24 protein-coding genes are annotated in these 26482 nt (G+C 56.0%); 5 read left to right on the top strand and 19 right to left on the bottom strand.

Annotated features, from left to right (window positions below; genetic code table 11):
- Positions 1-252: 252 nt before the first annotated feature.
- From K0B93_RS19130 to K0B93_RS19105, 6 genes are all read right to left on the bottom strand, one after another.
- The gene (locus tag K0B93_RS19130; RefSeq protein WP_219868841.1) at positions 253-876 is read right to left on the bottom strand and encodes a sulfite oxidase heme-binding subunit YedZ; all 624 of its coding nucleotides are present in this window, start codon (positions 874-876) and stop codon (positions 253-255) included.
- Entirely contained in the window at positions 876-1850 is a 975-nt protein-coding gene (gene msrP / locus K0B93_RS19125; protein WP_219868840.1) for a protein-methionine-sulfoxide reductase catalytic subunit MsrP, read from the bottom strand. The genes K0B93_RS19130 and msrP overlap by 1 nt, the downstream gene beginning before the upstream one ends.
- Positions 1851-1953: 103 nt before the next feature.
- On the bottom strand, positions 1954-2805 hold the full coding sequence (gene pssA / locus K0B93_RS19120; protein ID WP_219868839.1) for a CDP-diacylglycerol--serine O-phosphatidyltransferase: 852 nt from the start codon (positions 2803-2805) through the stop codon (positions 1954-1956).
- Positions 2806-2894: 89 nt separating this feature from the next.
- Complete coding sequence (ilvC, locus tag K0B93_RS19115) at positions 2895-3911, bottom strand: ketol-acid reductoisomerase (RefSeq protein WP_218637556.1); 1017 nt, start codon at positions 3909-3911, stop codon at positions 2895-2897.
- Positions 3912-3975: 64 nt separating this feature from the next.
- Entirely contained in the window at positions 3976-4467 is a 492-nt protein-coding gene (gene ilvN, locus K0B93_RS19110; protein WP_070970156.1) for an acetolactate synthase small subunit, read from the bottom strand.
- A gap of 2 nt (positions 4468-4469) precedes the next feature.
- On the bottom strand, positions 4470-6188 hold the full coding sequence (locus K0B93_RS19105) for an acetolactate synthase 3 large subunit (protein ID WP_219868838.1): 1719 nt from the start codon (positions 6186-6188) through the stop codon (positions 4470-4472).
- A 517-nt stretch (positions 6189-6705) separates the two neighbouring features.
- Between K0B93_RS19105 and K0B93_RS19100 the strand changes: the two genes are divergently transcribed.
- Positions 6706-7179 (top strand): DUF4124 domain-containing protein, encoded by a 474-nt coding sequence (locus K0B93_RS19100; RefSeq protein WP_219868837.1) that lies wholly within the window; start codon positions 6706-6708, stop codon positions 7177-7179.
- 54 nt (positions 7180-7233) lie between these two features.
- Here the strand turns inward: K0B93_RS19100 and clpB are convergent, their stop codons facing one another.
- The 3 genes from clpB to rluD all read right to left on the bottom strand — a co-directional run bounded on the left by clpB (position 7234) and on the right by rluD (position 11696).
- Positions 7234-9810 (bottom strand): ATP-dependent chaperone ClpB, encoded by a 2577-nt coding sequence (gene clpB, locus K0B93_RS19095; protein ID WP_219868836.1) that lies wholly within the window; start codon positions 9808-9810, stop codon positions 7234-7236.
- 169 nt (positions 9811-9979) lie between these two features.
- The gene (pgeF, locus tag K0B93_RS19090) at positions 9980-10729 is read right to left on the bottom strand and encodes a peptidoglycan editing factor PgeF (RefSeq protein WP_219868835.1); all 750 of its coding nucleotides are present in this window, start codon (positions 10727-10729) and stop codon (positions 9980-9982) included.
- The gene (gene rluD, locus K0B93_RS19085; protein WP_219868834.1) at positions 10719-11696 is read right to left on the bottom strand and encodes a 23S rRNA pseudouridine(1911/1915/1917) synthase RluD; all 978 of its coding nucleotides are present in this window, start codon (positions 11694-11696) and stop codon (positions 10719-10721) included. Before rluD ends, pgeF begins: the two co-directional genes overlap by 11 nt.
- Positions 11697-11830: 134 nt before the next feature.
- Here rluD and K0B93_RS19080 point away from each other — a divergent pair, with 134 nt between their 5' ends.
- Positions 11831-12664 (top strand): outer membrane protein assembly factor BamD, encoded by an 834-nt coding sequence (locus K0B93_RS19080; protein ID WP_219868833.1) that lies wholly within the window; start codon positions 11831-11833, stop codon positions 12662-12664.
- Between the two features lie 22 nt (positions 12665-12686).
- Here the strand turns inward: K0B93_RS19080 and K0B93_RS19075 are convergent, their stop codons facing one another.
- Positions 12687-14351: an NAD+ synthase gene (locus tag K0B93_RS19075; RefSeq protein ID WP_219868832.1), complete on the bottom strand. Its 1665-nt coding sequence runs from the start codon at positions 14349-14351 to the stop codon at positions 12687-12689.
- Between the two features lie 93 nt (positions 14352-14444).
- On the opposite strand from K0B93_RS19075, the gene K0B93_RS19070 reads away from it, so the two are divergent.
- The 3 genes from K0B93_RS19070 (at position 14445) to K0B93_RS19060 (ending at position 18210) form a co-directional block, all read left to right on the top strand.
- Positions 14445-16088, top strand: a complete 1644-nt coding sequence (locus tag K0B93_RS19070; RefSeq protein WP_219868831.1) for a sensor histidine kinase — start codon at positions 14445-14447, stop codon at positions 16086-16088.
- Positions 16089-16144: 56 nt separating this feature from the next.
- A complete protein-coding gene (locus K0B93_RS19065) occupies positions 16145-17533 on the top strand; it encodes a sigma-54-dependent transcriptional regulator (RefSeq protein WP_219868830.1) in 1389 nt (462 codons plus the stop codon).
- Between the two features lie 116 nt (positions 17534-17649).
- Complete coding sequence (locus K0B93_RS19060; protein ID WP_219868843.1) at positions 17650-18210, top strand: GspH/FimT family pseudopilin; 561 nt, start codon at positions 17650-17652, stop codon at positions 18208-18210.
- Positions 18211-18248: 38 nt separating this feature from the next.
- Here K0B93_RS19060 and K0B93_RS19055 read toward each other — a convergent pair whose 3' ends face one another.
- The 9 genes from K0B93_RS19055 to fkpB form a co-directional block, all read right to left on the bottom strand.
- Complete coding sequence (locus K0B93_RS19055) at positions 18249-18701, bottom strand: type IV pilin protein (protein WP_219868829.1); 453 nt, start codon at positions 18699-18701, stop codon at positions 18249-18251.
- A gap of 6 nt (positions 18702-18707) precedes the next feature.
- Entirely contained in the window at positions 18708-21656 is a 2949-nt protein-coding gene (locus tag K0B93_RS19050) for a pilus assembly protein (protein ID WP_219868828.1), read from the bottom strand.
- Entirely contained in the window at positions 21653-22048 is a 396-nt protein-coding gene (locus tag K0B93_RS19045) for a hypothetical protein (protein ID WP_219868827.1), read from the bottom strand. The genes K0B93_RS19050 and K0B93_RS19045 overlap by 4 nt, the downstream gene beginning before the upstream one ends.
- 37 nt (positions 22049-22085) lie before the next feature.
- Positions 22086-22541: a pilus assembly PilX family protein gene (locus tag K0B93_RS19040; RefSeq protein WP_219868826.1), complete on the bottom strand. Its 456-nt coding sequence runs from the start codon at positions 22539-22541 to the stop codon at positions 22086-22088.
- 52 nt (positions 22542-22593) lie between these two features.
- Positions 22594-23679: a PilW family protein gene (locus K0B93_RS19035; RefSeq protein WP_219868825.1), complete on the bottom strand. Its 1086-nt coding sequence runs from the start codon at positions 23677-23679 to the stop codon at positions 22594-22596.
- 8 nt (positions 23680-23687) lie between these two features.
- The gene (gene pilV / locus K0B93_RS19030) at positions 23688-24230 is read right to left on the bottom strand and encodes a type IV pilus modification protein PilV (RefSeq protein ID WP_219868824.1); all 543 of its coding nucleotides are present in this window, start codon (positions 24228-24230) and stop codon (positions 23688-23690) included.
- A gap of 14 nt (positions 24231-24244) precedes the next feature.
- A complete protein-coding gene (locus tag K0B93_RS19025) occupies positions 24245-24841 on the bottom strand; it encodes a GspH/FimT family pseudopilin (RefSeq protein WP_219868823.1) in 597 nt (198 codons plus the stop codon).
- Positions 24842-25034: 193 nt separating this feature from the next.
- Positions 25035-25988, bottom strand: a complete 954-nt coding sequence (gene ispH / locus K0B93_RS19020; protein ID WP_219868822.1) for a 4-hydroxy-3-methylbut-2-enyl diphosphate reductase — start codon at positions 25986-25988, stop codon at positions 25035-25037.
- Positions 25989-26026: 38 nt separating this feature from the next.
- The gene (gene fkpB / locus K0B93_RS19015; RefSeq protein WP_219868821.1) at positions 26027-26479 is read right to left on the bottom strand and encodes an FKBP-type peptidyl-prolyl cis-trans isomerase; all 453 of its coding nucleotides are present in this window, start codon (positions 26477-26479) and stop codon (positions 26027-26029) included.
- Positions 26480-26482: the final 3 nt, after the last annotated feature.

The following is a 26482-nucleotide window of genomic DNA, read 5'->3' as shown; positions in this document are numbered from 1 at the left end:
CATTCTACACCGAACCACCTCTCTGTCAACCGCTTTCTGAAGAATTTTCAAACTCGATTTCTTCAGTACTTTCAAACAGTTGCCTTCGTCGGTTAGCCGCCTTTCAGTGGCTTGTTCCTCAGAAGTGGTGCGCATTCTACAGGCGTCAGAAAAACTGTCAACGCGGTTTTCAAATTAATTACAGGAAGTCGCGGTTTCCACCTATAAACGAGCCATCTGCGCGAGCATTCTGATCAAATACCGAACAAGTTGTTACCGTTTCAGAGGCACCAGGGCGCCCCACCCTGCCCAGCGCCAGCGGAGCGCAAGGAGCCAGACAACGATAACGGCATAGAAGACCATCTCCCCGACATCGCTTCTGGCCTGCCAGATGAAATGAATCCATGCCACAACCACCGCAAGGTAGATCAACCGATGAAGCCGTTTCCAACGCGCCCCACCCAGCTTTCGCACCATCCCTTTGGTAGAGGTGATCGCAAGAGGAACGAGACAAAGGAAGGCCATGGCACCGGCAATAATGTAAGGACGTTTGGTGAAGGTTACCCACAGGTCGAACCATCCCACGATAAACTGAAGGAACGCCAGAACATGGAGGATGGCATAGAAAAACGCGAACAGCCCAAGCATTCTGCGAATACGAAGCCAACCGCTCCAGTCAGTCCAGCGCTTCAGAGGCGTCATGCAAAGTGTCGCCAGGAGCAACTGGAATGCCGCGAGACCCAGCGACTCGGTTATCGCCTGCCCCGGGTCAGGTCCCAGGTCCCCGAGGAAAAGGCTCCAGAGCAACGCAAAAAACGGTATCGACGCCAGTGCTGCCGCGGATATCCGAAAGCCCAACAGGAAAGCCGGACTCCGACGCCAATCAACGCCCACCATCAGTAAAACTTCCGGAGATCCATTCCCTCATATAAATGCGCGACCTGGTCTCCGTACCCATTAAATTTCTCTGTTTCAACCCAGTTTGGAGACAGCAATCCTGATGGCAGGCGTCGCTCCCGCTTCTGACTCCAACGGGGGTGGTCCACCTCCGGGTTCACGTTGGCGTAAAACCCGTATTCCCGGGGCGCAATCATTTCCCAGGTGGTTTTGGGCCGCTCCTCCTGGAAACGAATTTTCACGATCGACTTGATACTCTTGAAGCCATACTTCCAGGGGACCACCAAGCGAATCGGCGCGCCGTTCTGCTTTGGAATGGTTTTGCCGTAGAGGCCCACTGCCAGAAAGGCCAGTTCGTTCATCGCCTCGTCCATCCGAAGCCCCTCCTGATAGGGCCAGTCAATAGTGCTGAACATGGATCGCTGCGCACGCATCTGTTCGGGGTCATGCAGGGTTTCAAAATAGACGTACTTGGCTTTCGAGTTGGGCTCAAAGCGCTCTAAAACCTCGGCCAATGGAACGCCAATCCAGGGGATCACCATGGACCACGCTTCGACACAGCGCAGACGATACACCCGCTCCTCGTACCGATGCGGCTCCAGAACATCTTCAAGTCCATAGACACCCGGCTTTTCGCACTCACCTTCCACAGCGATGGACCAGGGATCGACGGACATCTCATCGGCATACCGCGCCGGGTCATCCTTCCCGGTTCCAAACTCATAAAAGTTGTTGTAACGAATGACGTCTTCATACGGGGTCTTCTCCTCGTCAGTCGAGAAACGGGATGTGCTGGAGAAAACCAGGGACTCCCCCTGTTCCGGCAAGGCAGCAGCCGGCAGCAAGCCAGGCACCGCAAGGCCGGCGACACCGGCCATGGCCCCGGACATGAATCGGCGACGATCGAGGTAGATACGTTCCGGTGTTACGAGGGAATGGGGAAGCGCCCAGGAGGGGCGTTTATTTATGAACATCGAAACTCTCCGTTACCAGCCACCAAGGTGTCTTGTAGTGGGATGGTTGACCGGAAGTTTCGCGCAAAATTCCCGGGTCCCAGGGGACCCGGGCTTAGCGTGCCTAGGCAGAAGCGTCCGCATTGCGACGGGGCTTCTTTCTGAACAGAGCACGAACAGGACCGGACAATGCGTAAATCAGGAATGCAGTGAAAAGTACGGTTGCCGGGTCGAGAGCGATCACCACAAAGATCAACACCACCAGCAAGATCGCTGCAAAGGGCACGCGCCCGCGCATGTCGAGATCCTTGAAGCTGCGATAGAGGACGTTGCTGACCATCATCACCCCCGTACCACCGACCACGACAATGGTCAGTAGCGTCAGCCATGAAGCCGGCTCGAACAGATGGAAACACCACACCAGGCCCGCGACACAGGCCGCGGCAGCGGGACTGGGCAAACCAACAAAGTACTTCTTGTCGACCGAACCGATCTGGACGTTAAAACGCGCCAGACGCAGGGCCGCGCCGGCTACATAGATAAAGGTAATGGCCCAGCCAACCTTACCAAGGCCATTCAGCGACCAGAAAAAGGCCACCAGCCCGGGGGCCACACCAAACGCAACCATATCGGCGAGAGAATCGTATTCCTCGCCGAACTTGCTCTGCGTGTTGGTCATCCGAGCTACACGGCCATCGAGCCCGTCAAGAATCATGGACACGAAAATGGCAACCGCCGCGTTATCAAACACGCCGTTGGCGGCAGACACAATGGCGTAGAATCCCGAGAACAGGGATGCCGTGGTCAGGGCATTGGGCAGCAGGTAGATACCCTTTCGGCGCACCGGCGCGCCCTCGACCAGCTCCTCCTCAACAACCTCACCGGCTTCGATTTCGCATTCGGAAGTCTGTGCTTGGACCTCTTCCGATGAATCGCTCCGAGCTTCTAGATCGGCAGATTTTTTTTCGTCAGTCATTCCCATTACTCCGGAAAGCATTTGGGCGGAGTATATACGAAAAACGCGGCCACCCGGGCCGCGTTTTGCAGAACCAGTCGGAAATCCAATCAGTTCTTATCCTTGTCCACGATCTTGTTCGCGGAAATCCACGGCATCATGCCGCGCAGTTTTTCACCCACGGTTTCAATCTCGTGAGCAGCGTTCTGGCGACGACGCGCGGTCATGGACGGGTAGTTGAGCGCACCTTCGGAGATAAACATCTTGGCGTACTCACCGCTCTGGATACGCTTCAGCGCGTTGCGCATGGCTTCACGGGACTGCTCGTTGATCACTTCCGGGCCGGTCACGTACTCACCATACTCCGCGTTGTTGGAGATGGAATAGTTCATGTTGGCGATGCCGCCCTCGTACATCAGGTCAACGATCAGCTTCAGCTCGTGCAAGCACTCAAAGTACGCCATTTCCGGCGCATACCCGGCTTCGGTCAGCGTTTCAAAGCCGGCTTTCACCAGCTCAACCGCGCCGCCACACAGGACCGCCTGCTCACCAAACAGGTCGGTTTCGGTCTCATCCTTGAAGGTGGTTTCAATGATACCGGTACGACCGCCGCCAATACCGCTGGCGTATGACAGAGACACGTTCTTGGCATTGCCAGAAGCATCCTGGAAAATCGCGATCAGATCAGGGATGCCGCCACCGTTGGCAAACTCGGTGCGCACGGTGTGGCCCGGGGCCTTCGGCGCCACCATGATCACATCGAGATCCTTGCGCGGCACGATCTGGTTGTAGTGGATCGCAAAGCCGTGAGCGAAGGCCAGAGTTGCCCCCTGCTTCAGGTTCGGCTCAATCTCAGCCTTGTACAGCTGGGCCTGGAACTCATCCGGGGTCAGCACCATGACCACGTCAGCAGCTGCGACGGCTGACGGTACGTCGCTGGTCTTAAGGCCATAGGCTTCGGCCTTGGCAATCGAGGAGGACCCCGGACGCAGCCCAACGGTTACGTCTACACCGGACTCCTTCAGGTTGCACGCATGAGCATGACCCTGGGAACCGAAACCAATGATGGCAACTTTCTTGCTCTGGATGATCGAAAGATCACAATCCTTATCGTAGTAAACCTGCATGACAAACCTCTGTTATTTGTAATGGCCCCACCGGGCCATGATGTTCGAACTTAATAAATGACCGTTACAGACTGAGCACTTTCTCGCCGCGCGCTATGCCGGATACACCGGTACGAACGACTTCCAGGACTCCCGAGGTACCGACGGCCTGGATGAATCCGTCCAGCTTTTCGCTGTCGCCCGCCAGCTGAACCGTGTACACAGAACTGGTAACGTCGACAATCTGGCCACGGAAAATATCCACGGTGCGTTTGATTTCGGCGCGCTGTGAGCCGGTGGCCTTGAGTTTCACCAGCATCAACTCCCGCTCAATGTGGGATCCTTCTGTCAGGTCCACCAGCTTGACCACCTCAATCAGCTTATTCAGCTGCTTGGTAATCTGTTCGATGACCTTGTCGGATCCCGTGGTGGTTACGGTCAGACGTGACAGGGTCTCGTCTTCCGTCGGCGCCACGGTTAGCGTTTCGATGTTGTAGTTGCGCTGGGAGAACAGGCCCACAACACGCGACAGCGCGCCGGGTTCGTTTTCCAACAAAACAGAAATGATTCGACGCATGATCACACCCTCTCTGTCTTGCTGAGCCACATGTCTTTCATGGAGCCACGGGCAACTTGCATCGGATAGACGTGCTCGAAACGATCAACGTAGATATCCACGAACACCAACTCGTCCTTCATGGCCAGCACTTCTTTCAGCTTGGCTTCCAGATCGGCTTTCTTGTCGATCAGGACGCCCTTATGGCCATAAGCTTCTGCCAGCTTTATGAAATCCGGCAAAGACTCCATGTAGGACTGGGAATGACGGGACTCATAGTTCATGTCCTGCCACTGCTTGACCATGCCAAGAGCCTGGTTGTTCAGGTTGATGATTTTCACCGGCAGATTGTACTGCTTGCAGGTCGACAGCTCCTGAATGTTCATCTGGATACTGCCTTCGCCTGTGATACACAGCACTTCGTCGTTCGGGTGCGTCAGCTTGACGCCCATGGCGGCCGGCAAACCAAAGCCCATGGTGCCCAGACCACCGGAGTTGATCCAGCGATTGGGTTTGTCGAACTTGTAGTACTGCGCAGCAAACATCTGGTGCTGGCCGACATCGGAGGTCACAAAGGCTTCACCGTTGGTGAGCCGGCACAGCATTTCGATCACTTCCTGCGGCTTGATAACATCGTCACTGGTTTCGTAACGCATGCCATGGAAAGCGCGCCATTCCTCGATCTGCTTCCACCAGGAACCCAGCGCATCCGCATCCGGCTTTTCCTTGCTTTCCTTCACCAGAGACAGCATTTCCTTCAACACCGCATCCACCGGCCCGACGATGGGAACGTCGGCGTCGATGGTCTTGGAAATGGACGCCGGATCGATGTCGATGTGGATAATGCGAGCGCCGGGACAGAACTTCTCGGTGGCGTTGGTCACACGGTCATCAAAGCGTGCGCCGACGCAGAGAATCAGATCCGAATGGTGCATGGCCATGTTGGCTTCGTAGGTGCCGTGCATACCGAGCCAGCCCAGGTGCTGCTTGTCACTGGCCGGATAACAGCCGATACCCATCAGGGTATTGGTGATCGGGTACCCGAGCGTGCGGACCAACTCCGTCAACTGATCTGAAGCCTTGCCAAGAATCACACCACCGCCGGCGTAGATGATTGGACGACGTGCCGCCAGCATCATATCCACCGCTTTCTTGATCTGGCCGGCATGGCCACGAATCGCGGGGTTGTATGAACGCAGCTTTACCTTCTTCGGATAGGAGTACTCATACCGCTCGTTCGGCGTGGTCATATCCTTGGGGATATCGACAACGACCGGACCCGGGCGACCGGTCGCGGCAATGTAATACGCCTTGCGAACCACCTCGGGAATTTCTTCCGGATGACGGACGCTGAGATTGTGCTTCACCACAGGGCGGGAGACACCGATCATATCGGTTTCCTGAAACGCGTCTTCGCCAATCAGAGTGGACGCAACCTGACCACACAGGACCACCATTGGGATGGAATCCATGAATGCGGTGGCAATGCCGGTAATAGTGTTGGTGGCTCCAGGACCCGAGGTCACCAGTACGGTGCCCGGCTTTCCGGTCGCGCGCGCATAACCGTCGGCCATGTGGACCGCCGCCTGCTCGTGCCTTACCAGAATGTGTTTGACTTTGTCCTGCCTGAACAGCGCATCATAAATATGAAGGGCTGCACCACCCGGATAGCCGTAGATGTATTCGATCCCTTCATCCTGCAAGGAGCGAATGAGCATATCGGCACCAGACAATAACTCCACGATTTTCTACCCTCTTCATACGAGTGAATGAGCCGGGACCACGCCCGGTTGCCTGGATTCACGGTTTCCCTGCTTCTTGTGAAAGCGGAACCGGCTGCTCCTCCACACTTTGTAAGAGGTTGTCTCCTGGCCAGCCGCCCTCCTGAGGGTTGCGGAGAACAGCCAATCAACGGGTTGCACGTAAGCAACAACCATCCCGCGACAGAACCGCGAGGCGTTCAGTGTGGTGTTTAACGGGGGATACTCGCTCGGGATTGCCTGCCGTATTGACCCCAGTCTTCAGGCAATCGGTAATTCTGACAGCGCGAAACTCCCTGTCAATAGTCGTCACGGCTTTATAGCGCCTTTATCGCCAAAGGTCTGCCAGCTTGGATCAATTCTGGAACAGAGTTTTGAACCAGACAGAAGAAAAAAGACGATATGGATGGCATGATAGCCTTGCAGCTACAGAAAGACGGGCCCGGTTACCCAGGTTTTGACCTGCACCGGGAGCAGTGACCACACGATGAGTAGACCCATGAACAAAAAAATCCTGACGCTGACCTTGTTATTGGCCGTTGTACCGGGTATTTCGATGAGCGCTTCTGTCTATAAATGGACCGACGAAAACGGGGTGACTCACTTTGGGGATCGACAGCCTAACGGAAAACAATCGGAAAAAGTGAATGTGCGCTCGGGCACGACAGCAAAGTCTGCAAGCAAAAAACAAAGTCCGCAAGAGCGCTTGAGTGAAGTACAGAAAGATCAGGAGAACGACGCAGTTACGCGTCGGGAAGCGGCTGAGAATGAAGCACGCTCAAAACAGCGTGCCGCAAACTGTGAAACAGCTCGATCCAACCTGGAGATCATTGACAGCAACGCGCGTATTCGTGTTCAGGATAACGGCGAACAACGCTACCTGTCTCCCGAAGAGATCGCGGACCAGCGGCAAAAGTTCCAGGAAATCGCGGACGAAAATTGCGGCCCCGAAAACCTGGAGGCTGCGCAGTAAACCCGATATCAGATCGAGGCGGAGCATCGGGAAGACGATGCTCCGCCAGCAACGTTAAGCCTTTGAGAACTCCAGCCTGTGATCCTTCACGGTGCCAAGGATGGTGTCACCGGACACAAACTCCCCTTGTAAAAGCCGTTGCGCCAACGGATTCTCTATCATCCGCTGGATTGCCCGCTTCAGGGGACGAGCCCCGTAGACCGGGTCGTAACCGACCTGCGCCAGAAGCTCCATGGCCGACTCATCCAACTCCAGCCTCATGTCCTGCTCCTTCAGCCGCTTGCTCAGGGACTCGATCTGAATCTTCGCGATGCCAAGGATCTGGTTTTCCGCCAGCGGGTGGAAGACCACGACTTCATCCACACGGTTTATGAATTCCGGGCGGAAGTGTGTGCCCACGACTTCCATCACCGCGTTCTTCATGGATTCGTAATTTTCCTCACCCGCTTTCTGCTGAATGATGTCCGAACCCAGGTTCGAGGTCATCACAATCACCGTGTTGCGGAAGTCGACCGTGCGGCCCTGACCATCTGTCAGGCGTCCGTCTTCAAGCACCTGCAAAAGAATGTTGAAGACATCCGGGTGGGCCTTCTCCACCTCATCCAGAAGCAGAACCGAATAAGGCCGACGACGCACGGCTTCAGTCAGGTACCCGCCTTCCTCATAACCAACATAGCCAGGAGGTGCACCAATCAGCCGGGCAACGGAGTGTTTCTCCATGAACTCCGACATATCGATACGGACCATGGCCTCCTCGGTATCAAACAGGAATGCCGCCAGCGACTTGCAGAGCTCGGTCTTACCCACCCCGGTCGGCCCGAGGAACAGGAAGGACCCGTTCGGACGATGGGGATCGGACAGCCCGGCCCGTGAGCGACGAACGGCATTGGAAACCGCTTCAACGGCCTCATCCTGGCCAATGACGCGGCCATGCAGCGCCTCCTCCATGCGCATCAGCTTGTCCCGCTCACCCTCGAGCATTTTCGACACCGGAATGCCCGTCCACTTGGAGACGATTTCGGCAATTTCCTCGTCGGTAACCCGATTGCGCAGCAGCTTCATTTCCATCATTTCGGCCTGGCTGGCCATGTCCAGCTGACGTTCCAGCTCGGGAATCTGGCCGTACTGCAGCTCGGACATCTTGCCGAGATCCCCGGCCCGGCGAGCGTTCTCGAGATCAATCCGCGCCTGTTCCAACTGGCTCTTGATCTTCTGGGAGCCGTGCAGGGCGGCCTTCTCGGTGTTCCAGACCTCTTCCAGATCGGCGTACTCGCGCTCAACCCCGGCAATCACCCCGGACAGCTCCTCCAGGCGCTTCTTCGACGCCTCATCGGTTTCTTTCTTGAGGGCTTCCCGCTCTATCTTGAGCTGAATGAGCCGACGCTCGAGACGATCAAGGGCCTCCGGCTTGGAATCCATTTCCATGCGAATCTGACTCGCGGCCTCGTCCACCAGATCGATCGCCTTGTCTGGCAACTGCCGATCGGCAATGTACCGGTGGGAAAGCTTGGCCGCTGCAATAATGGCGCCATCGGTAACTTCAACACCGTGGTGCACTTCGTAGCGCTCCTTCAGGCCACGGAGAATGGCGATGGTGTCTTCCTCGTTCGGCTCGCTCACCAGCACCTTCTGGAAACGTCGCTCCAGCGCCGCATCCTTTTCAATATTCTCCCGGTACTCATCCAGAGTGGTCGCACCCACACAATGCAACTCACCGCGGGCAAGCGCCGGCTTGAGCATGTTACCCGCGTCCATGGAGCCCTCGGCTTTACCGGCGCCGACCACGGTATGAATCTCATCGATAAACAGGATGACCTGGCCTTCCTGCTTGGACAATTCGTTCAGCACCGCCTTGAGGCGCTCCTCGAACTCACCCCGGAACTTGGCACCCGCGATCAGCGCTCCCATATCGAGGGAGAGCACTTTCTTGTCCTTCAGACCGTCAGGGACCTCCCCGTTGACGATGCGCTGGGCCAAGCCCTCGACAATGGCAGTCTTGCCGACACCCGGCTCACCAATGAGGACCGGATTGTTCTTACGGCGACGCTGCAACACCTGTATCGTGCGGCGGATTTCATCGTCTCGACCGATGACCGGATCAAGCTTGCCCGCCTCGGCACGTTCGGTAAGGTCAATGGTGTACTTGTCCAAGGCCTGCCGGTTTTCCTCGGCGCTGGCGTCGTTCACAGCCTCACCGCCCCGAACCTCGTCAATCGCCTTTTCCAGAGCGGCCTTGTCCACGCCCTGCTCACGGAGCACACGGCCGAGGGTGCCCCGGTCTTCCAGCGCAGCCACCAACATCAGTTCGCTGGAAATAAACTGGTCCTGACGCTTCTGGGCCAGCTTGTCGGCAATATTGAACAGACGCCCCATGTCATTGGACATGGAGACATCGCCTGCGGAACCCTGCACTTCTGGCAGATGCTCAATTTCCCGCGCGATGGCCTGGCGGATTCGACCCGGCTCCGACCCGGCCTGTTTCAACAACGGCTTGATCGAACTCCCCTCCTGATCCAGGAGAGCCTGCATAAGGTGTACCGGCTCGATAAAATTGTGGTCCTTGCCCACCGCAAGCGATTGCGCATCCGCTAGCGCGGTTTGCAACCGGCTGGTCAGCTTGTCGATTCTCATAAATTCTATTCCCCAATTCGTCTATCCGGGAGGTCAGCGAAGCACTCGGCTCAACCAACATCCGCATTGCTTTGCTCTTAAATGTAAGGGCAAGCGAGGGGACTTCAAGCGGGCCCACCGCCAAACTGTCAGAAAATTGACGGGAGTCATCCGGTTGGGCGGAAAGCGCTCAGCCATCCAGCCAGATGAGAGTGGCCATCCGGCCAGTTCGGCCATCACGGCGGTAAGAGTAGAAACGGTTTGAATCAGAAACCGTGCAGAGGGGATTTCCGTATATCGCATCCACCCCGACCGATTCCAGCCGTTGCCGGGTCAGGCGATAGATATCTGCCATGAAGTGGCCTGGACGGGCACCCTGCTGCGAGAAGGCGTCAGCAGCCCCGGCGTTTCGGGCGATGAACGCCTCACGGACTTCAGGGCCAACCTCAAAATGCTCGGATCCGATAGCCGGGCCCAGCCACGCCATCAATTCCGTGGCGGGCTCGTCAAAACACCTCACCACCCTCTCCAGCACGCCATTACAGAGGCCACGCCAGCCAGCATGAGCCGCTGCAACCCGGGTACCCGCCCGGTTGCAGAGCAGTACCGGCAGGCAGTCGGCCGTGAGAATAGCGCAGACCTGGCCCGGTCGGGCCGTAACAGATGCGTCGGCGACCGGCACTCCTTCTGCGGGAAGTGTGACCACGTCAGTGCCGTGCACCTGGGATAACCAGCCAAACGCGCCGGTTGAGAGCGACAGCCTGTCGGCTACCCGCCGACGGTTTGCCTCCACGTGATGCGGATCATCCTCGACGTGCGTGCCCAGATTGAGCGAGTCCCAGGGTGGAAGGCTCTCCCCGCCCTGCCGGGTGGTACAGACCGCGCGAACCTTGGTAGGCGCCGGCCATTCTGGCCAAATCAACTCCGGCTCAGTATTCACTGCTTTCCAGGTCCTTCACGTGTTTGCGCAACGCTGCCATGAGCTCAACCATATCGTCCGGAAGCGGCACCTCCCACGACATGGTTTCGCCGGTTTCGGGGTGTTCCAGCGTTAACTTGCGGGCGTGCAAGGCCTGACGATTGAATGCCGCCAACGCCTCACGCAGCTCCTCGGTCGTGCCTTTGGGAAGGCGCAGGCGTCCCCCGTAGAGCGGATCACCCACCAAGGGGTGCTTGACGTGGGCCATGTGTACACGGATCTGGTGCGTGCGCCCACTCTCCAGTTTGCAGCTGATGTGGGTATGAGCGGCAAACCGCTCGACCAGCCGGTAGTGCGTTACCGCAGGCTTCCCGGACGGCACAACTGCCATTTTCTTGCGTTCACGGGGATGCCGACCGATGGGTGCATCCACCGTCGAGCCACCTGTCAGAGTGCCAACAACCACCGCATCGTATTCACGACCCATCGTTCGGGTCTGAAGCTGATCAACCAGCGAGGTATGCGCAATCAGGCTGCGCGCCGCCACCATCACCCCGGACGTATCCTTATCGAGCCGGTGCACGATTCCGGCTCGCGGTAGATTCTCCACTTCCGGCGCATAATTCAACAGCGCGTTCACCAGCGTCCCGTCAGCATGGCCAGCCGCAGGGTGCACCACGAGCCCGGCCGGTTTGTTGATTACCAGGAGGTGCTCGTCCTGGTAGACAATGTCGAGCGTGATTTCCTCTGCCTGCCAACTGACCTGGGCCTCCGGCTCGGCATCAAGTTCCAGCCGATCGTCAAGCATGACCTTGTCCCGAGGCTTGCGGGCCTGGCCATTAACGGTCAGAGCACCGCTCTTGATCCAGGTTTGCAACCGCGAACGGGAATGTTCGGGCATCAATTCAGCCGCGGCCTGATCCAGCCTCCGATCACTCAACTCCGGCGGTACAACAAAGCTGGCGGTAATTCGATTTTCAGATGACATTAAGCCCCCGGGGCCGGTGTGTGTTACGTTTCGGAAAGAATTTTTCAAACCAAGAGGCACAGTCTGCACATACGGCGTCTTCCCCGCTACAATGGCCCTCTTTTGAATTTATCGACATTATACGGGATTCCGGCATGAGATCAGTTGTCCGTTTACTCCTACTGGCCACACTGGTGGTGTTGGTCAGTGCGTGCGCCTCCAACCAGGAGGAAGAAGTACTGCCGGAGAAAACCTACTACGACAACGCCCGTGAGGCGATGAACTCCGGCAATTTCAACGAAGCCGAAGAAAACCTCGACTCACTCGAGACCTACTACCCCTTCGGCCGCTATGCCGAGCAGGCCCAGCTTGACCTGATTTACGCCCGTTACCAGAACCTTGACCTGGAGGGTGCCCGTGCCGCCGCAGACCGTTTTCTCCGGCTTAACCCCCAGAGCGACCACGCAGACTACGCGCTTTACATGCGCGGCCTCTCCTCCTACAACCTCGACATCGGTCTGGCAGCACGCTATTTTCCGATCGATGTCGCAGCACGGGATCCCGGTGAGCAAAGCCAGGCCTTTCGGGACTTTTCCGAATTACTGAATCGGTATCCGGACAGCCAGTACATTGCCGATGCACGCCAGCGCATGATTGCCATCCGCAATCGAATGGCGCAACTGGAAATATTCGCCGCACGCTATTACATCAAGCGCGAAGCCTACGTGGCCGCCAACAACCGGGCCCGCTATGTCGTGGAAAACTACCCCACATCGCCAGTGGTTGAGGAAGCATTGATCATCCTGGCGGAAACTTTCCGTTTTCTTGATCTCAAGAAAGGTGCCGAGGATGCCGTTGCCCTGCTGCGGACCAACTTCCCCAACAGCGAAGCATTCAATGCAGACGGGGAATTCGAGGCCGACGTGCTGAAAGGCGAGAACCGATCTCTGTCCAGCGTCGTCACGTTCGGCCTTATGGGCGACGAATAGAGAAACCATCACCCTATCGATGTTATTTGCCGCTCTTCCATCCGTTGGTGATGGGATAGCGGCGATCCTTCCCAAAGCCCCGCTCCGTGATCCGGACGCCGATTGGCGCCTGACGACGCTTGTACTCGTTGATATCCACCAATCGGATCACCCTGTCCACATCGGCGCGATCGAAGCCCTCGGCTACGATGGCATCGGCACTGAAATCCCGCTCGACGTATAGGTTCAGAATCTGATCCAGAATGTCGTATCCCGGCAGACTGTCCTCGTCCTTCTGATCCGGCGCCAGTTCCGCCGAAGGCGGACGGGTAATGACACGCTCCGGAATGACCTGCGACACGGTGTTGCGGTAGATTGCCAGGCGAAACACGAGCGTCTTGGGTACATCCTTCAGGACGTCAAATCCTCCGGCCATATCACCGTACAGTGTTGAATACCCCACCGCCATCTCACTCTTGTTGCCGGTAGTGAGGACCAGCGAGCCAAACTTGTTGGACAGGGACATCAGCAGCACGCCGCGCAAACGCGCCTGCAGGTTTTCTTCTGTGGTATCCGGGCTGGTACCCTCGAACGGGCCGGACAGGGTCGCCATAAAGGCGTCGTACATGGGCTCAATGGAGAACACATCGTATTGCACACCCAATGCCACCGCTTCGGCTTCGGCATCCTCCAGGCTCATGCTGGAGGTATAGCGGAAAGGCATCATAACGGCCCTCACTCGGTCCTTGCCCAACGCATCAACTGCAACCGCCAGAGTGACGGCAGAATCGATGCCGCCTGAGAGCCCGAGCACCACCGATTTGAACCCGTTCTTGTTCACGTAGTCTCGCACACCGGTCACCAGTGCACGGTAAACGTTTTCCTCCAGAGAAGGCTCGTCAGGCAAGGGACGGGAGACAGGCTGGCAGTGGTGCTCACAGAGGAAATCAACCGGGAACAGCCCTTCCTGGAACTGCGGTGCCTCAACCGCAAGTGCACCCGAGTGATCAAACACCATGGAGCCGCCATCGAACACCAGTTCATCCTGCCCTCCAACCAGGTTGACGTAGGCAATGCTCACAAGATTTTCCCGGGATTTACGTTCCAGCAGAGCTTTTCGACGAGCCTGTTTGTCGACGTCGTAGGGAGAGGCATTAAGATTCAGAATCAGGCGGGCACCGGCGTGAGCAGCCTCTTCTACCGGACCGTCTTTCCAGATGTCCTCACAGACCGTTATCCCAACCGGCACCCCCCGGATATCCAGAGTCACCACATCACGACCCTCGGCGAAATATCGTTTCTCGTCAAAGACCTGATAGTTGGGTGGAAAACGTTTGAAATAGCGCCCGGTCACAGTCCCGTTTTCAATAACAACCGCTGCGTTATACAGGAGCGCCCCTTCCCGAAGAGGGGCTCCGATTACAATGGCGGGGCCGAGGCTCTCTTGCTGAAGCCTTTCAAGAGCCTCATGGACCCGAACCTCAAGACTCGGCCTGAGTAGCAGGTCCTCTGGCGGGTAACCGGTCAGACACAATTCAGGAAACACCACAACATCCGCCTGGTGCTCATCCGTGGCCCGTCGGGTCGCATCAATTATGAGATCCGTGTTCCCGGGGATATCCCCTACCAGAAAATCGAGCTGGGCCATGACGACCCGCAAATTCTTGGGGGAAGTGAGAGGGGAAGATGCATTCCCGGAAACGGACATAAATCGGCTCCTGTAACTCATTGCCACGAAAAGGCTATTATAACCCCGCAAGCGCAAGGATTTCTCCCGACCATCAGCGGATTCCTGTAAACCATGGCAGTAGAACAAGCTTCAATGGCAGATAACAGCGTACGAAAGCCTTCGGATGTGCAGCAGGTAAAGCTGTTTCGCATCTATAACCACTACCGGCTGGTGGTTAGCCTGATGCTAATGGGGCTGCTCTTTCTGGACCCGGCCAATTTCGATACACGCTTTCGACTGCTGGATTACTACCAGGCTGGCGTTGCCGGCTATCTGGGCCTGAACACATTTATCGCCTTCACCATCCTCGCTGGTTTCAAGCCCAGCCAGCGTCACATCACTCTTTCAATTCTTCTCGATATTCTGGTGATGCACTGGCTGCTGTTCACCAGCACAGGCATCACAAATGGGCTCGCCAACCTTGTCATCGTCTCGGTTGCGGCGGGTAACATCCTGACGCCCAGCCGGTTGGGGACTTTCTACGCGGCGCTTGCCGCCATCTGCTCATTGAGCATTTCCAGCTGGGCTGTGTTGACGCTGGGTGAATCCGGTGATGACATCGTTCGAGCCGGTTCCCTTGGCATACTCTACTTTGCGACCGCCTTTGCGCTTCAGTATATTTCCCGGCGTATGATGCGCAGCGAGGCACTAGCCAGCAGCCGTGCGCAAAGCATCGCGGAACTCGAGCAGATCAATCAGCAGATTATCCAGCGCATGCGGACCGGCATCCTGGTTCTGGACCGATACGGCCAGATACGACTGGTGAATGCTGCTGCGGAGGAACTCCTGTTCGGCGCGCCATCTGATGACCCCGTGCGACTGGGCGCCGCCCGGATTCTGCCCCAGCCCTTGAAGCTCGGACTGGAGTCCTGGATTAAAGATCCCACGCGCCGGATCGAACCGTTCCAGCCATTTCAGACCTCCCCCGTTCTTCAGGCGAATTTCACCCAGTTGGACCAGAATCGGGGCGATCAGATACTCGTTTTCATTGAAGATATGAGCAAGGTTACCCAACAGGCCCAGCAAATGAAGCTGGCGTCTTTGGGCCGTCTGACCGCCGGCATCGCCCATGAAATTCGCAATCCTCTGGGCGCGATCAGTCACGCGGCTCAGTTGATGGAGGAATCCCCGCACCTTGACCAGGGGGATCACCAGATGCTCGACATCATTCGTCGCCACTCCCGACGGGTGAACGGCATCGTCGAAAATGTCCTGGATCTTTCGCGCCGACGCGCAGCCCATACCGATCTGACTGAGGTCCGGCCCTGGCTTGAGGAGTTCCGGGCCGACTACCTTCAAACCCAGGATGAGGAATCTGCGCAATCGATCATCGATTTGACCGTTGATTCGGATGTGCCCTTCGCCAGGTTCGACAAAAGTCAGATCGAACAGGTCATGGTGAACCTTTGCGATAACGGCCTGCGCTACAGCCATCAGCAAACAGGCGAGCGAAAGATTTCACTGCATGCCGGAGCGACGGTAGATGGCGAGCGGGCCTACGTTGAGGTCCGGGATGTTGGTCCAGGCATTGCTCCAGAGCATCACAGCTCGGTTTTCGAGCCCTTTTTCACCACCGACAAGAGCGGAACGGGCCTCGGCCTTTATCTGGCCCGGGAACTGTGCGAGGCTAACCAAGCCCACTTGTCGCTGGTGGAGGATGACCTGTCCGGCTGCTGTTTCCGCATTACTTTTGCCCACCCGGGGCGACTGATCTGAACCGGCGCCGGCAGAGATCGAGCGCCTGAAGAACGACCTGGAACCGATAGACAACGATGACTACTCACAACGCGCTGATTGTTGACGACGAACCGGACATTCGGGATCTTCTGGAGATCACGCTCACCCGCATGGGCATCAAGGCGCAGACCGCCCCGGATCTGGCTAGCGCCCGAAAGCTCCTGGAAGAGCACACCTTCCATTTATGCCTTACCGACATGAATCTTCCCGACGGCAACGGCATTGAGCTTGTACAGTGGATCCAGCAGCACACACCGGCAACACCGGTTGCTGTGATCACCGCCTATGGCAACATGGACACTGCCATCGAATCGCTCAAAGCGGGCGCGTTCGATTTCGTCTCCAAGCCAGTGGAATTACCCAGGCTGCGGGAACTGGTGAGCAGCGCGTTAAAGCTACCCCAGCCCAAGGCGGAAAAGGACACCGACGAGGACGAACCCGGCCTCTTGCTGGGCAACTCTCCCCAAATCCGAAAGTTACGGAACCAGACGCGAAAACTGGCAAGAAGCCAGGCGCCGGTTTTTATCAGCGGGGAATCGGGCAGCGGCAAGGAACTGGTCGCGCGCATGATCCACCTCCAGGGCCCTCGCCGAGACGGACCGTTTATCGCGGTTAACTGCGGTGCCATTCCGTCAGAACTGATGGAAAGTGAGTTCTTCGGCCACAAAAAGGGCAGTTTTACCGGCGCGGTTGAAAACAAGGACGGGCTGTTTCGCTCTGCCAACGGTGGCACGCTCTTTCTCGACGAAGTAGCGGACTTGCCTCTCGCCATGCAGGTAAAACTGCTGCGGGCGATCCAGGAAAAAGCGGTAAGGCCCGTGGGAGATACCAAGGAAGTGCCAGTGGATATCCGTGTACTCAGCGCCACCCATAAGAACCTGCCTGAGCTGGTTCAGCAAGGCAACTTCCGCCAGGACCTGTTTTACCGGATTAACGTCATCGAACTTGCAGTACCGCCACTTCGTGACCGGGTCGACGATATCGCCCTGCTGGCCAGACATATTCTCGAACGGATCGCACGGGAATACGAGTGCGATCCAGCCACGTTAACTTCTCAGGCCCTCGAACGACTGCAGGGCTACGACTTCCCCGGCAACGTCCGGGAGCTTGAAAACGTCCTGGAGCGTGCCTTCACCCTATGCGATGAAGACGCAATCGATGCGGACGATCTGCACCTGGGCAATGGCGTGCCGCCATTCGCCTCAGTAACGGGCATGAGCACTGCCCCACAGGAAATCGAGGGGGGGAGCATTCCCGTGCCGGACGGAGAAATTGACCTCGAAGGGTTCCTGGAATCCATCGAACGACAGACCATTGAAAAGGCACTCGAGGCGACCCGCTGGAACAAGACGGCTGCAGCCAAGAGACTGGGGATCAGTTTTCGTGCGCTGCGATATCGATTGAAGAAACTGGAGATGGAGTAACACTTCAGCACCAGCTGCGTCCTCCAGCATTCCCTAAGTGGTTTGGCTTCAATATAATCCATTGCCCGGCAGGACGCCGGGCAAGAACCAAGACAGACTTACAAGGAACGTAACCAATGCACGCCACAAGGAGATTGGCAGGCTATACCCTGCCCGAACTCATCATAACGATTGCCATACTTGGCATTCTGTCCTCTTTAGCGGTTCAAGGTTGGAACACTGCGTTAGAAAAAAGCAGACATCGAACTGTCCTTGAAAGCTATCACAGCCTGTTTGCCTTCGCGCGCTGGGCTGCTGCGAGCAAACACACGCTGATCACCCTTTGCCCGCTCTCAGACCAAAACAGGTGTATGGACGACTGGCAAAAGCCCATATCTGTTTTCATTGACAAAAACAACGACAAAAAACCGGACAATGACCAGGTGCTGAAAATTTTTGCCCCGCCTGGCTATCCTTTTAGAACTCGTTCAAGAACAGCGGGACGGGGCTACTTTCAATTTAACCAAAAAGGATTTGCTTACGGCGCAATAGGAAGTCTCGTACTTTGCCCAGCTGACGTTAGAACCGGAACCATGACCTACCTGGCCGTCAACATGGTTGGACGATTCCGAGTGCAATCAGATGAGGACGGGGACGGACTGATCGAACTTCACTGGGGTACTGAAATTCGGTGCTAAAAGAAAAAAGCCGGTTTCCCAACCGGCTTTTAAAGGCTTCAATCTGTCCAGGTATTTTCGCCGGCTCCGAAGCCGCCAACGTTGTCACTGTCCCACCGGCGCACACCGGTAGAGTCCAGCTCCAACATACCATCTCCTGCCTGAGCCCCTTTGGGCGCTGCGCGAAGGGTAAAGGAGGTTGCATCCGCGGCCTGAATGGTTAGGTCGTAATACTTATTGTCGCCGTCCAAGGGTGCCTCATCGGGGTATATAGCGGGTGCACCGGTATCCCCACCGCCACTGGCCGCACCCTCATAGCTGTTGTTCGATGCATAATGCCTCTCCATGGCCGCCGCCAGGCCCATCAAGGCTCCCTGAGCATCGGAGCGCCTCGTTTTATCGACATGATCCATGTAGCTTGGATACGCAATCGCGGCAATGATGCCAATGATGGCCACTACGATCATCAATTCGATCAGGGTAAAGCCAGACTGCCCCTTCTGTGATCTCATCAAACCTTAATCCTCATACCAATAGGTTTCTACAACACCCTTGACTGGGTCGATGGTCTTACACTCGGTACCAATACAGATCACGTCGGTGTCCTCAACCCTCATCCTCTGGGGGGTCGGCGGCAGTCCGGCTGTGGTGAGTTCCTGGTATCGGTCATTCTTCGTCAATGCATCGTCGCCATTCAGTCCGTCATAATTATGAACTGCTCTGCCATCCAGCGCCGAGATATGATAAAGCCGTGAGGTCCCTGTCGGAGGCAGACAGGGGTTATCGCTAGCCTTGGGTTCGTAGGTTGTCACGTAAATTTCGTTATTGATCGTGGTGCTTTCGGACAGAACCTTTTCTCCCGCATTCTCCAGCCGAATATACCAGCCCTTGCTGCCTGCCAGGGCTGTAGCAGCCTCATTACGCGCTGTCTCCGTAGATCCCTCTTGAATGGTGTTATCCGTTGCATCATACAAATCGCCCTCGGTGACGGGGTCTGGATAAAGAATCCTTTCTTCATTGGGATCACTCGGATCAATTGGGGCTGAACCAACAGCTTCAATTTTCAGCATATACAAACGTTCTGAAATCGACGTGCTCAACGGGTGAGCCTGATAACCAGAGCCAATTACCAGACCAAAATAGCGCTGGCCTCCGATTTTGACGCCGAACAGATCGGGGGTGTGATAGAAACGACGGTTGCCCGCTACTGTGGAATCGGCCAGATCCGCGATTGGAGCCCCCGTGACGACCAAACTGTTACCTTGGGTGGAGTCACCAAGGTCGAAGCGGAAAATCTGACCGCCCATATCGCCAACATAAATCTGGTCTACCAGACCGTCTCCATTCACATCCAAAGCTTTGGGGGAGGCGGGAATGCTGTACTGCATCTGGGCCAATTCCAGATCAGCCCCGCTGTTAGATGGGCCAGCCCACCAGATAAGCGAACCCGTCTCCGCATCCACGATATACAAGGCCCGACCTTCATCGTCGGCGGTACGGGTTGTTACATCATCCTGATCTGGATCGTAGCCCCCCCCGAAAATCAGAACGTCCTCAACAGAATTGCCAATCTGGATTTTAGTTTTCACCGGCGTGGACCAGGTTTGGGCCAACTCCTCGAATCCGGTTGTGGCATTTGCTCCACCGGTAATTGACCACATCAGTTTAGGCGAAGAGGGACTGGTCACATCCAGCGCATAGTAACTTCTGCCACCACGGCGCATCCCGGAAAAAATGCGGGCGAAGTCGTCATCTGCCGCTTTGATGGCTCCATCAAAGTTATCATCGTGTACCCATTTGACGACCGACCCATCCATGCCATAAATCTTGCTGGAATTTTCGGTGCTGCTCATCATAGACCTTTGATTTTTTAGCAATTCACGGGGGATAAACGAGAAGTGACTGTCACCGCTATCGCCATCCACACCGTGAATGAACCCCTGGTTATCGCTGTAGTAAATAGTCGTAACCTGAGGGTTGGCTGTGGCATCATAAATAACCAGCTGTGGAACAGAATGGAGAGGATCTGCAAGCAGCTTTCGGGCATCGCTTGTATCCGAGTCTCCATCCTCGTCATTAACATCGACACCACGCGTCCATTGAATAACCTTTTCGAACTCGGCATCCGCGATGGTGCTGTCGCCGAAATCCGCTTTCGTCAAATTGGTATTCGTGGTCACGACCCGATTTCCCGTGTCGGTCAGATCCGCTTTGTTGGAGGCCAGGTTTGAATAGACTTTTCTTTCGGAAGTAACTGCAGGCAGTTGGGACGCGGCTCCGCCCAGGCTCACATCAGGGCCGTCAACCTCAGGGCTCCACCAGCTCTTTGCTGTCTCTTTAAAAAAGCCCGTTGTGTTGTCGATCGCAGGGTTATCATTGACATCCACAATGACCGCAACGTTCTTGCCTGAGCTGTCCTGACGGACATCCAGCTTATAACGCTTCAGGTTACCATCCCAGACGGCGCCCTTATCCGAACGGAAAAGAGCGTAATAGAGGGTATTCAAATGGTTTAATCGGTCAAAGGTGTTAATCGCCACGCCGGGCGAGACATAGGTGGTGCCTTGAGCCTTCACAGCCTGGTAAATCTTGTCGAAAGCTGCTTCGAGCCCGACCTGATCATTAGCCAGGTAATAACTTCCATCACCGGCTTCGGCTGCATCCGACAATAGCGCCTGCCCCTGAGTGAAGCCAACTGTGTGCGTAATCACGTACTGATCGCCGTCCAGAGAATCACTGAGATCCTTATCTGCCAGGAAGCCGGCAACCTCGTCTAGACAGCTCCCATTCGAGTCCGCCGTGTTCCCATCACCACACGATTTGCCAATATACTTTCCGATGGCGGTATCGGTGTCATCTGCCGTGGGGGCACCGTCGGTCAGAAAAACAGCATAGTTTTTCTGACACTGGTAAGTTACCGGCGAAACATAGGAGTCACCTGTCGTGTTGACGACCGAATCGATCGGAGCATCGTCGTAAGACGGGGCATCCCCTCGGAAATAGCGGGCGGTCTCGGCAAGAGTTTCAGCCAGCGGGGTATTACCCACAGGAGTAAGCCCTTCGATGAGCCCCTTCAAGGTGGTTGCATTGTCGACCACATCCACGGGGGCAGAGAGGATGTGACCACCGCTTTCCGTCTCACGATAACAGTTGTCGTTGGTATCACACCTCGTGTCGATGTTGAACCTCATCACCCCGATGTTCACATCTTGCATCTTGTCGATGAGGTTCTTGGTGACGGTCTGAACAACACTCATGCGTGTTTCGGTGTCGCTGCCCCCCACCTTGGTACCCATGCTGCCTGAATTATCTATGATGAACATGATATTCGGCTTTACGATCTGAGAGGTTCCCGGCGGAGTGAAGAAGATTTCAGTGTCGTCGGCCTGAAGAGGGCTTGTCATCGTGGCGGAAAAAACTGTTGCCGCCACTGCAACGATCAGACGGATATTGATGCGCGCTTTCATTGCTCATCACCTCCAGGATAAAGAACACCCGGGAATGACACACGATGTGCCATACCGGTGGGCTCATATATATGAATGACTCCGGGCATTCCATTCAGGCTGGTCATCTCTTTACCATCAAGCCGACGCCCCCCTGCCGCCTCAACCACCAGGCCCCGCGCCGGCAGAATAGTACCGGAAGGACAACCGGGACAGCCTTTTCCCTTGATGCCAACCACATCGCCGCCGGCGTTAACTATCAACTCGATTGCCCTCGCTTCCATCGCTACGTAGGGAGAGTCGATTAACTGGCCGGATGGTTCCTTGGCCAATGCCACCACGCCCACGGTCATCAGCAGCGCAACGATGCCCGCTTTTAATCCCGCCACGGAATACATCCAGACTTTGCTCATCTTTGCCCCCAGGGGTCACTCCCCCTAATTTCTGAAATCAATAGTATTCGATACCCTTGAACACTCGTGCCGATGCCCCGGTGTTGGCCACGCTTGCCTCACCTTCCAGCTCGTAGCGAAAGCCCTTCAACTGGTTGGAGCTCTCATTTGCGTCCATGGAGCTGCCGCTGGTAATGATGACCTCGCCGAGATAACGAGCCTGATAGCTCCCGCTAACACCGTTCCCCGGATCAATGGTGATGTTGGTACGGTCGCTCTTCCCCGAGGAATTTTGCATCGATTGGCGCAGCACCGTAAGGTCATTTGCATAAACATCGTCCATCAACGACCTGACGGTACTTTCTGCCGCCTGGAACGCCCTGTTTGAATTCTGGGAATTAACCGCCATCCGCTCCTGCATGACCGAGGTATTCATTCCCGCAACGCCGATCAGCGTCAGCACCAACAGAACGATCAGGGAAACGATAAGCGTGGCCCCACGCTCCCTGGACATTGACAAAGAATTCTTGTGTTTACTTATCATTTGATCACCACCAATCGGTCCATCAGTCACGATTACGAAGCATTACTGTCGATACAAATGTTCGACGAAGACGACGATCTTCCGGGTGCGTGACCGTACCCCCACCGCTAGCTTCGGTAATAACCTCACCTGGAAGCGCGTAATCCGAAGTGTCGTCATTATCCCGGACAGGGTCAGCGTTACTGATCAGCATCCCGATTCTGAGAGCGACTACATTGGCCATATCTCCGACCTCGTCTGCTGGGCGGTAACGAACATTATTGGTGGCTAGCAGTTCGCCGTATTCGACCTGTAGATTCTCCACGCCTTCAACAATTTCCTCGGGCTGAAGCAGACTTCCGTCGAGATTGTTGACTTGTCGGTATAAGGCAAGAATGTCGTTGCCTTGGGAATCATTTCTTCCGGTATCAGCAACGAAATAAACAGAGGAAGAGAAACGCATGATGCGCGCGGAATCCGTGTATTCCTGACTCAAGCGGTTGGTACTGTTTACATTATTTGCGTGGGCCCACGTGTCAGAGGACGGTTTGCTTGAAATGCGAAACAGGTCTGCAGCTTCGCAATCCGATATCATCACGATGTCATTCTGGGCAAACCTCACAACATCATCACCCTTAACCTGAACGTTGGCGTTCGCCGCAGTCATATTTCCAGACAGCTCGATCGCCATGGACTCCCCGCGCTGGACTGAAATCACATCACTGCCCACGACAGCTCCCGACTCAACGGTCGTACCGTCGAATTCGGTACCATCCGCCCAGGCCCCATCAGTAACTTCCCAGCCTCGAAGAGTCGTCTCGAAAAAATCGGATGTCGGAGGGTTGTTCGCAATGATGTTCAAGGTTACGTCATCCGGATCGGCGCAACCTTGAAAACCCACCATTCGCATGTCACGGGTCATTATGTCAGTCGCTATCCTGGCGGCTTCCTGAGTTCGGGCAAGCGAGGTGCCGACCCGGGAGGTTCGACTGGAATCCAGGTAGACAGTAAATATGCCGAAGATGAGAGTGGCGCTGAGCGCAAGAGCGATCATCAGCTCCACAAGAGAAAGGCCACTCTGAGTCTTCCTCAATTTGGCGATTAACCTTACGTCAGTTGCCCCTTTCATGTTGTACCTCATAATGAAAATCGCACGGAGTAAGAGCTGTCGCCAGCAATGGTCTCGCCCGCGTCTCCCTGACGAGCAACTTCATCCCACGTCACCGTGATGGTATATCGGGAGGTGGCAGCATCATGCTGTATCGTGCCAACCCCGCCTGGCAAAAGGGCCATATCGCTGCCAACACCCTCAATTTGGCGGGTCCACTCCACCAAATCCAACTGGGCCTGACCGGCAGGAGTGCACCCACCCGCATCACTGGCGCAGGCGGGAAGCGCGGTTGATGCTCCATCTGTAGTGAAGCCTGCGTAATCTGCTGCCCTGGGCTTGTTGGCACGCATACGGTCAGCCATGTCGTAGGCAAGTATGCTGGCCTGCGTTCTGAGGTAAGCGCCCTGGTTGTTACGCATACCCTCCAGAATGAGTCCGGCCAGCCCCAGGAGACCAATCGCCAGGATAAACACGGTTATGAGGATTTCAATCAGCGTGAAACCGCTCTGGCATCGGGCAGCAGGCCCGACATGAAAAACCGGATGTTTGTGACTTCTGTCTTTACTCATGCCTTAGCTCACCATCAGGGACAGGTAATATCGTTGCCTTCATGGTCGTTCAAAGTACCATTGCCGTCGGTATCCCTTGCCAAATGGGTCTGGCCAGAGAAATTAATAGAAACAGCGCGGGCATTTGCAGCCCCACGCTCATCGCAAATAACGAAGGTGCCAGCCACATTATTGGTAGCCGAGGCTTCGGGGAAACCCTTGTGGTCAAACTGCACGTAGTTGCCGCCATCACTGGTCATATCGAGGATGCGGAGCGTGTTTCCACCAGCAAGGGGACCGATTGCCTTGAGCAAAGTGTCAGCTGCGTCTAGTGATGCACTCTCATCCTCATCAAGGAATACAATCACTCCGCTGTCCCACGCTGCGCTACCACTGCAGGAGGCACTGTCAGCGGAGGCACAAATAGTGACGGCACCCTCTCGCAGCTTTGACGCCTCGCTCCGCGCATAGCTGATGAAACTGCTGACTTCATTGGTTTGCGCAGCAAGACGGTTATTCAGCACCATCTCCCGAAAGGAAGGCACCGCAAACGTTGCGATAATCCCGAGGATGGTAATGGTGATAAGAAGTTCAACGAGAGTAAAACCTGAACTACGCCGGATTCCAGACATAAAACATCCCTACTACTGACTGACCAGAGGTTATTGGCGATGCACTCTATACGCCAGCGCAAGTCGATTAGCGGCACCGATAAAAGGATAAACGGTTACCCCACACCAATGATGGTGACTTCTATCACAAAAACCGGGGCTATCTTTCAGGAGGGCTTTTGGCTAGGACATCCAACAAACAATCGGCCAGACATCAACTGACATTCACCACATCAATCCGAAGTTCTTTCGGCATGGAAAACACAATGTTCTCCTCGCGCCCGGCAATCTCCTCCGGAACGCTGCCGCCGAGTTGCTGCAAGCGTGAGATCACATCATTCACCAACACCTCTGGTGCGGACGCCCCGGCCGTGACACCGATGGACGTTTTGCCGTCCAGCCACTGGGGCTCAATCTGCGCTGCTTCATCGATCAGGTAGGCAGGCGTTCCCATCCGCTCTGCCAGCTCACGCAGCCGGTTGGAGTTGGAGCTGTTGGGTGAGCCTACCACCAGCATAAGGTCGCAGTCGCCGGCAAGTTGTTTCACAGCATCCTGACGGTTCTGGGTGGCATAGCAGATGTCGTCTTTACGCGGCCCTTCGATCTGCGGAAATTTTTCTCGCAGGGAGTCTATGACCCGGGCGGTATCATCCATAGAGAGGGTCGTCTGGGTTACGTAGGACAGGCGCGAGGCATCCTTGACTTCCAGTTTGGCGACGTCCGCCTCGTCTTCCACCAGATAGATGTCACCACCATTGCTGTGATCATACTGCCCCATGGTGCCCTCCACTTCGGGATGGCCATGATGGCCGATCAGGATGCACTCCCGGCCATCCCGACTGTAGCGCATGACCTCCAGGTGTACTTTGGTCACCAGAGGGCAAGTCGCATCGAATACTTTCAGGCCACGACGCGATGCCTCGTTCTGCACCGCCTGGGATACGCCGTGCGCGCTGAAGATCACCAGCTTGTCATCGGGCACCTCGTCCAGCTCATCCACGAAGATAGCACCGCGATTACGCAGGTTGTCGACCACGAATTTGTTGTGAACCACCTCGTGCCGCACGTAGATCGGCGCGCCAAACACATCCAGGGCACGATTGACGATTTCGATGGCTCGGTCCACGCCGGCACAGAAGCCACGAGGATTGGCGAGTCGGATCTGCATGGTAACTTCCTGCTGGTGTTGATGGGTCCGTGCTTGCGTCAGTGCGTCGGCTTTGCCGGCTCGACGTCAATAATCTCCACTTCAAAGGTCAGTGTACGCCCCGCCAGCGGGTGATTGAAGTCCACTTCCACCTCATCACCTTCGACACGGCTGACAACACCCGGAAGCTCGCTCTGGCGGGCATCGGCAAAGGAGATCATCACTCCAGGCTCGAGCACCATATCGGCACTGAACTCGTGGCGCTTGAAGGTCTGGAGATTATTCGGGTTATGCTGGCCAAACGCCTTCTCAGGTGGCACCTCGTAGCTTTCACGGTCTCCCGCCTTCATGCCCATCAGGTAGGCTTCGAAGTTCTCCGGCAGGTTGTCGTCGCCAATCTCCAGCGTGGCCGGCTCCTTTTCGAACGTGGAATCGATCACTTCGCCATCGGGAAATTTCAGGGCGAAGTGCAGCTTGACACGGGTACCCTTATCTACAGGCAATTCTTTCATGAG

Origin of the sequence: Marinobacter sp. F4218 (assembly GCF_019443085.1) — a bacterium.
Classification (GTDB): domain Bacteria; phylum Pseudomonadota; class Gammaproteobacteria; order Pseudomonadales; family Oleiphilaceae; genus Marinobacter; species Marinobacter albus.
Note: the sequence above shows the minus strand (reverse complement) of the source record. Positions and strands in the feature narration are given on the sequence as shown.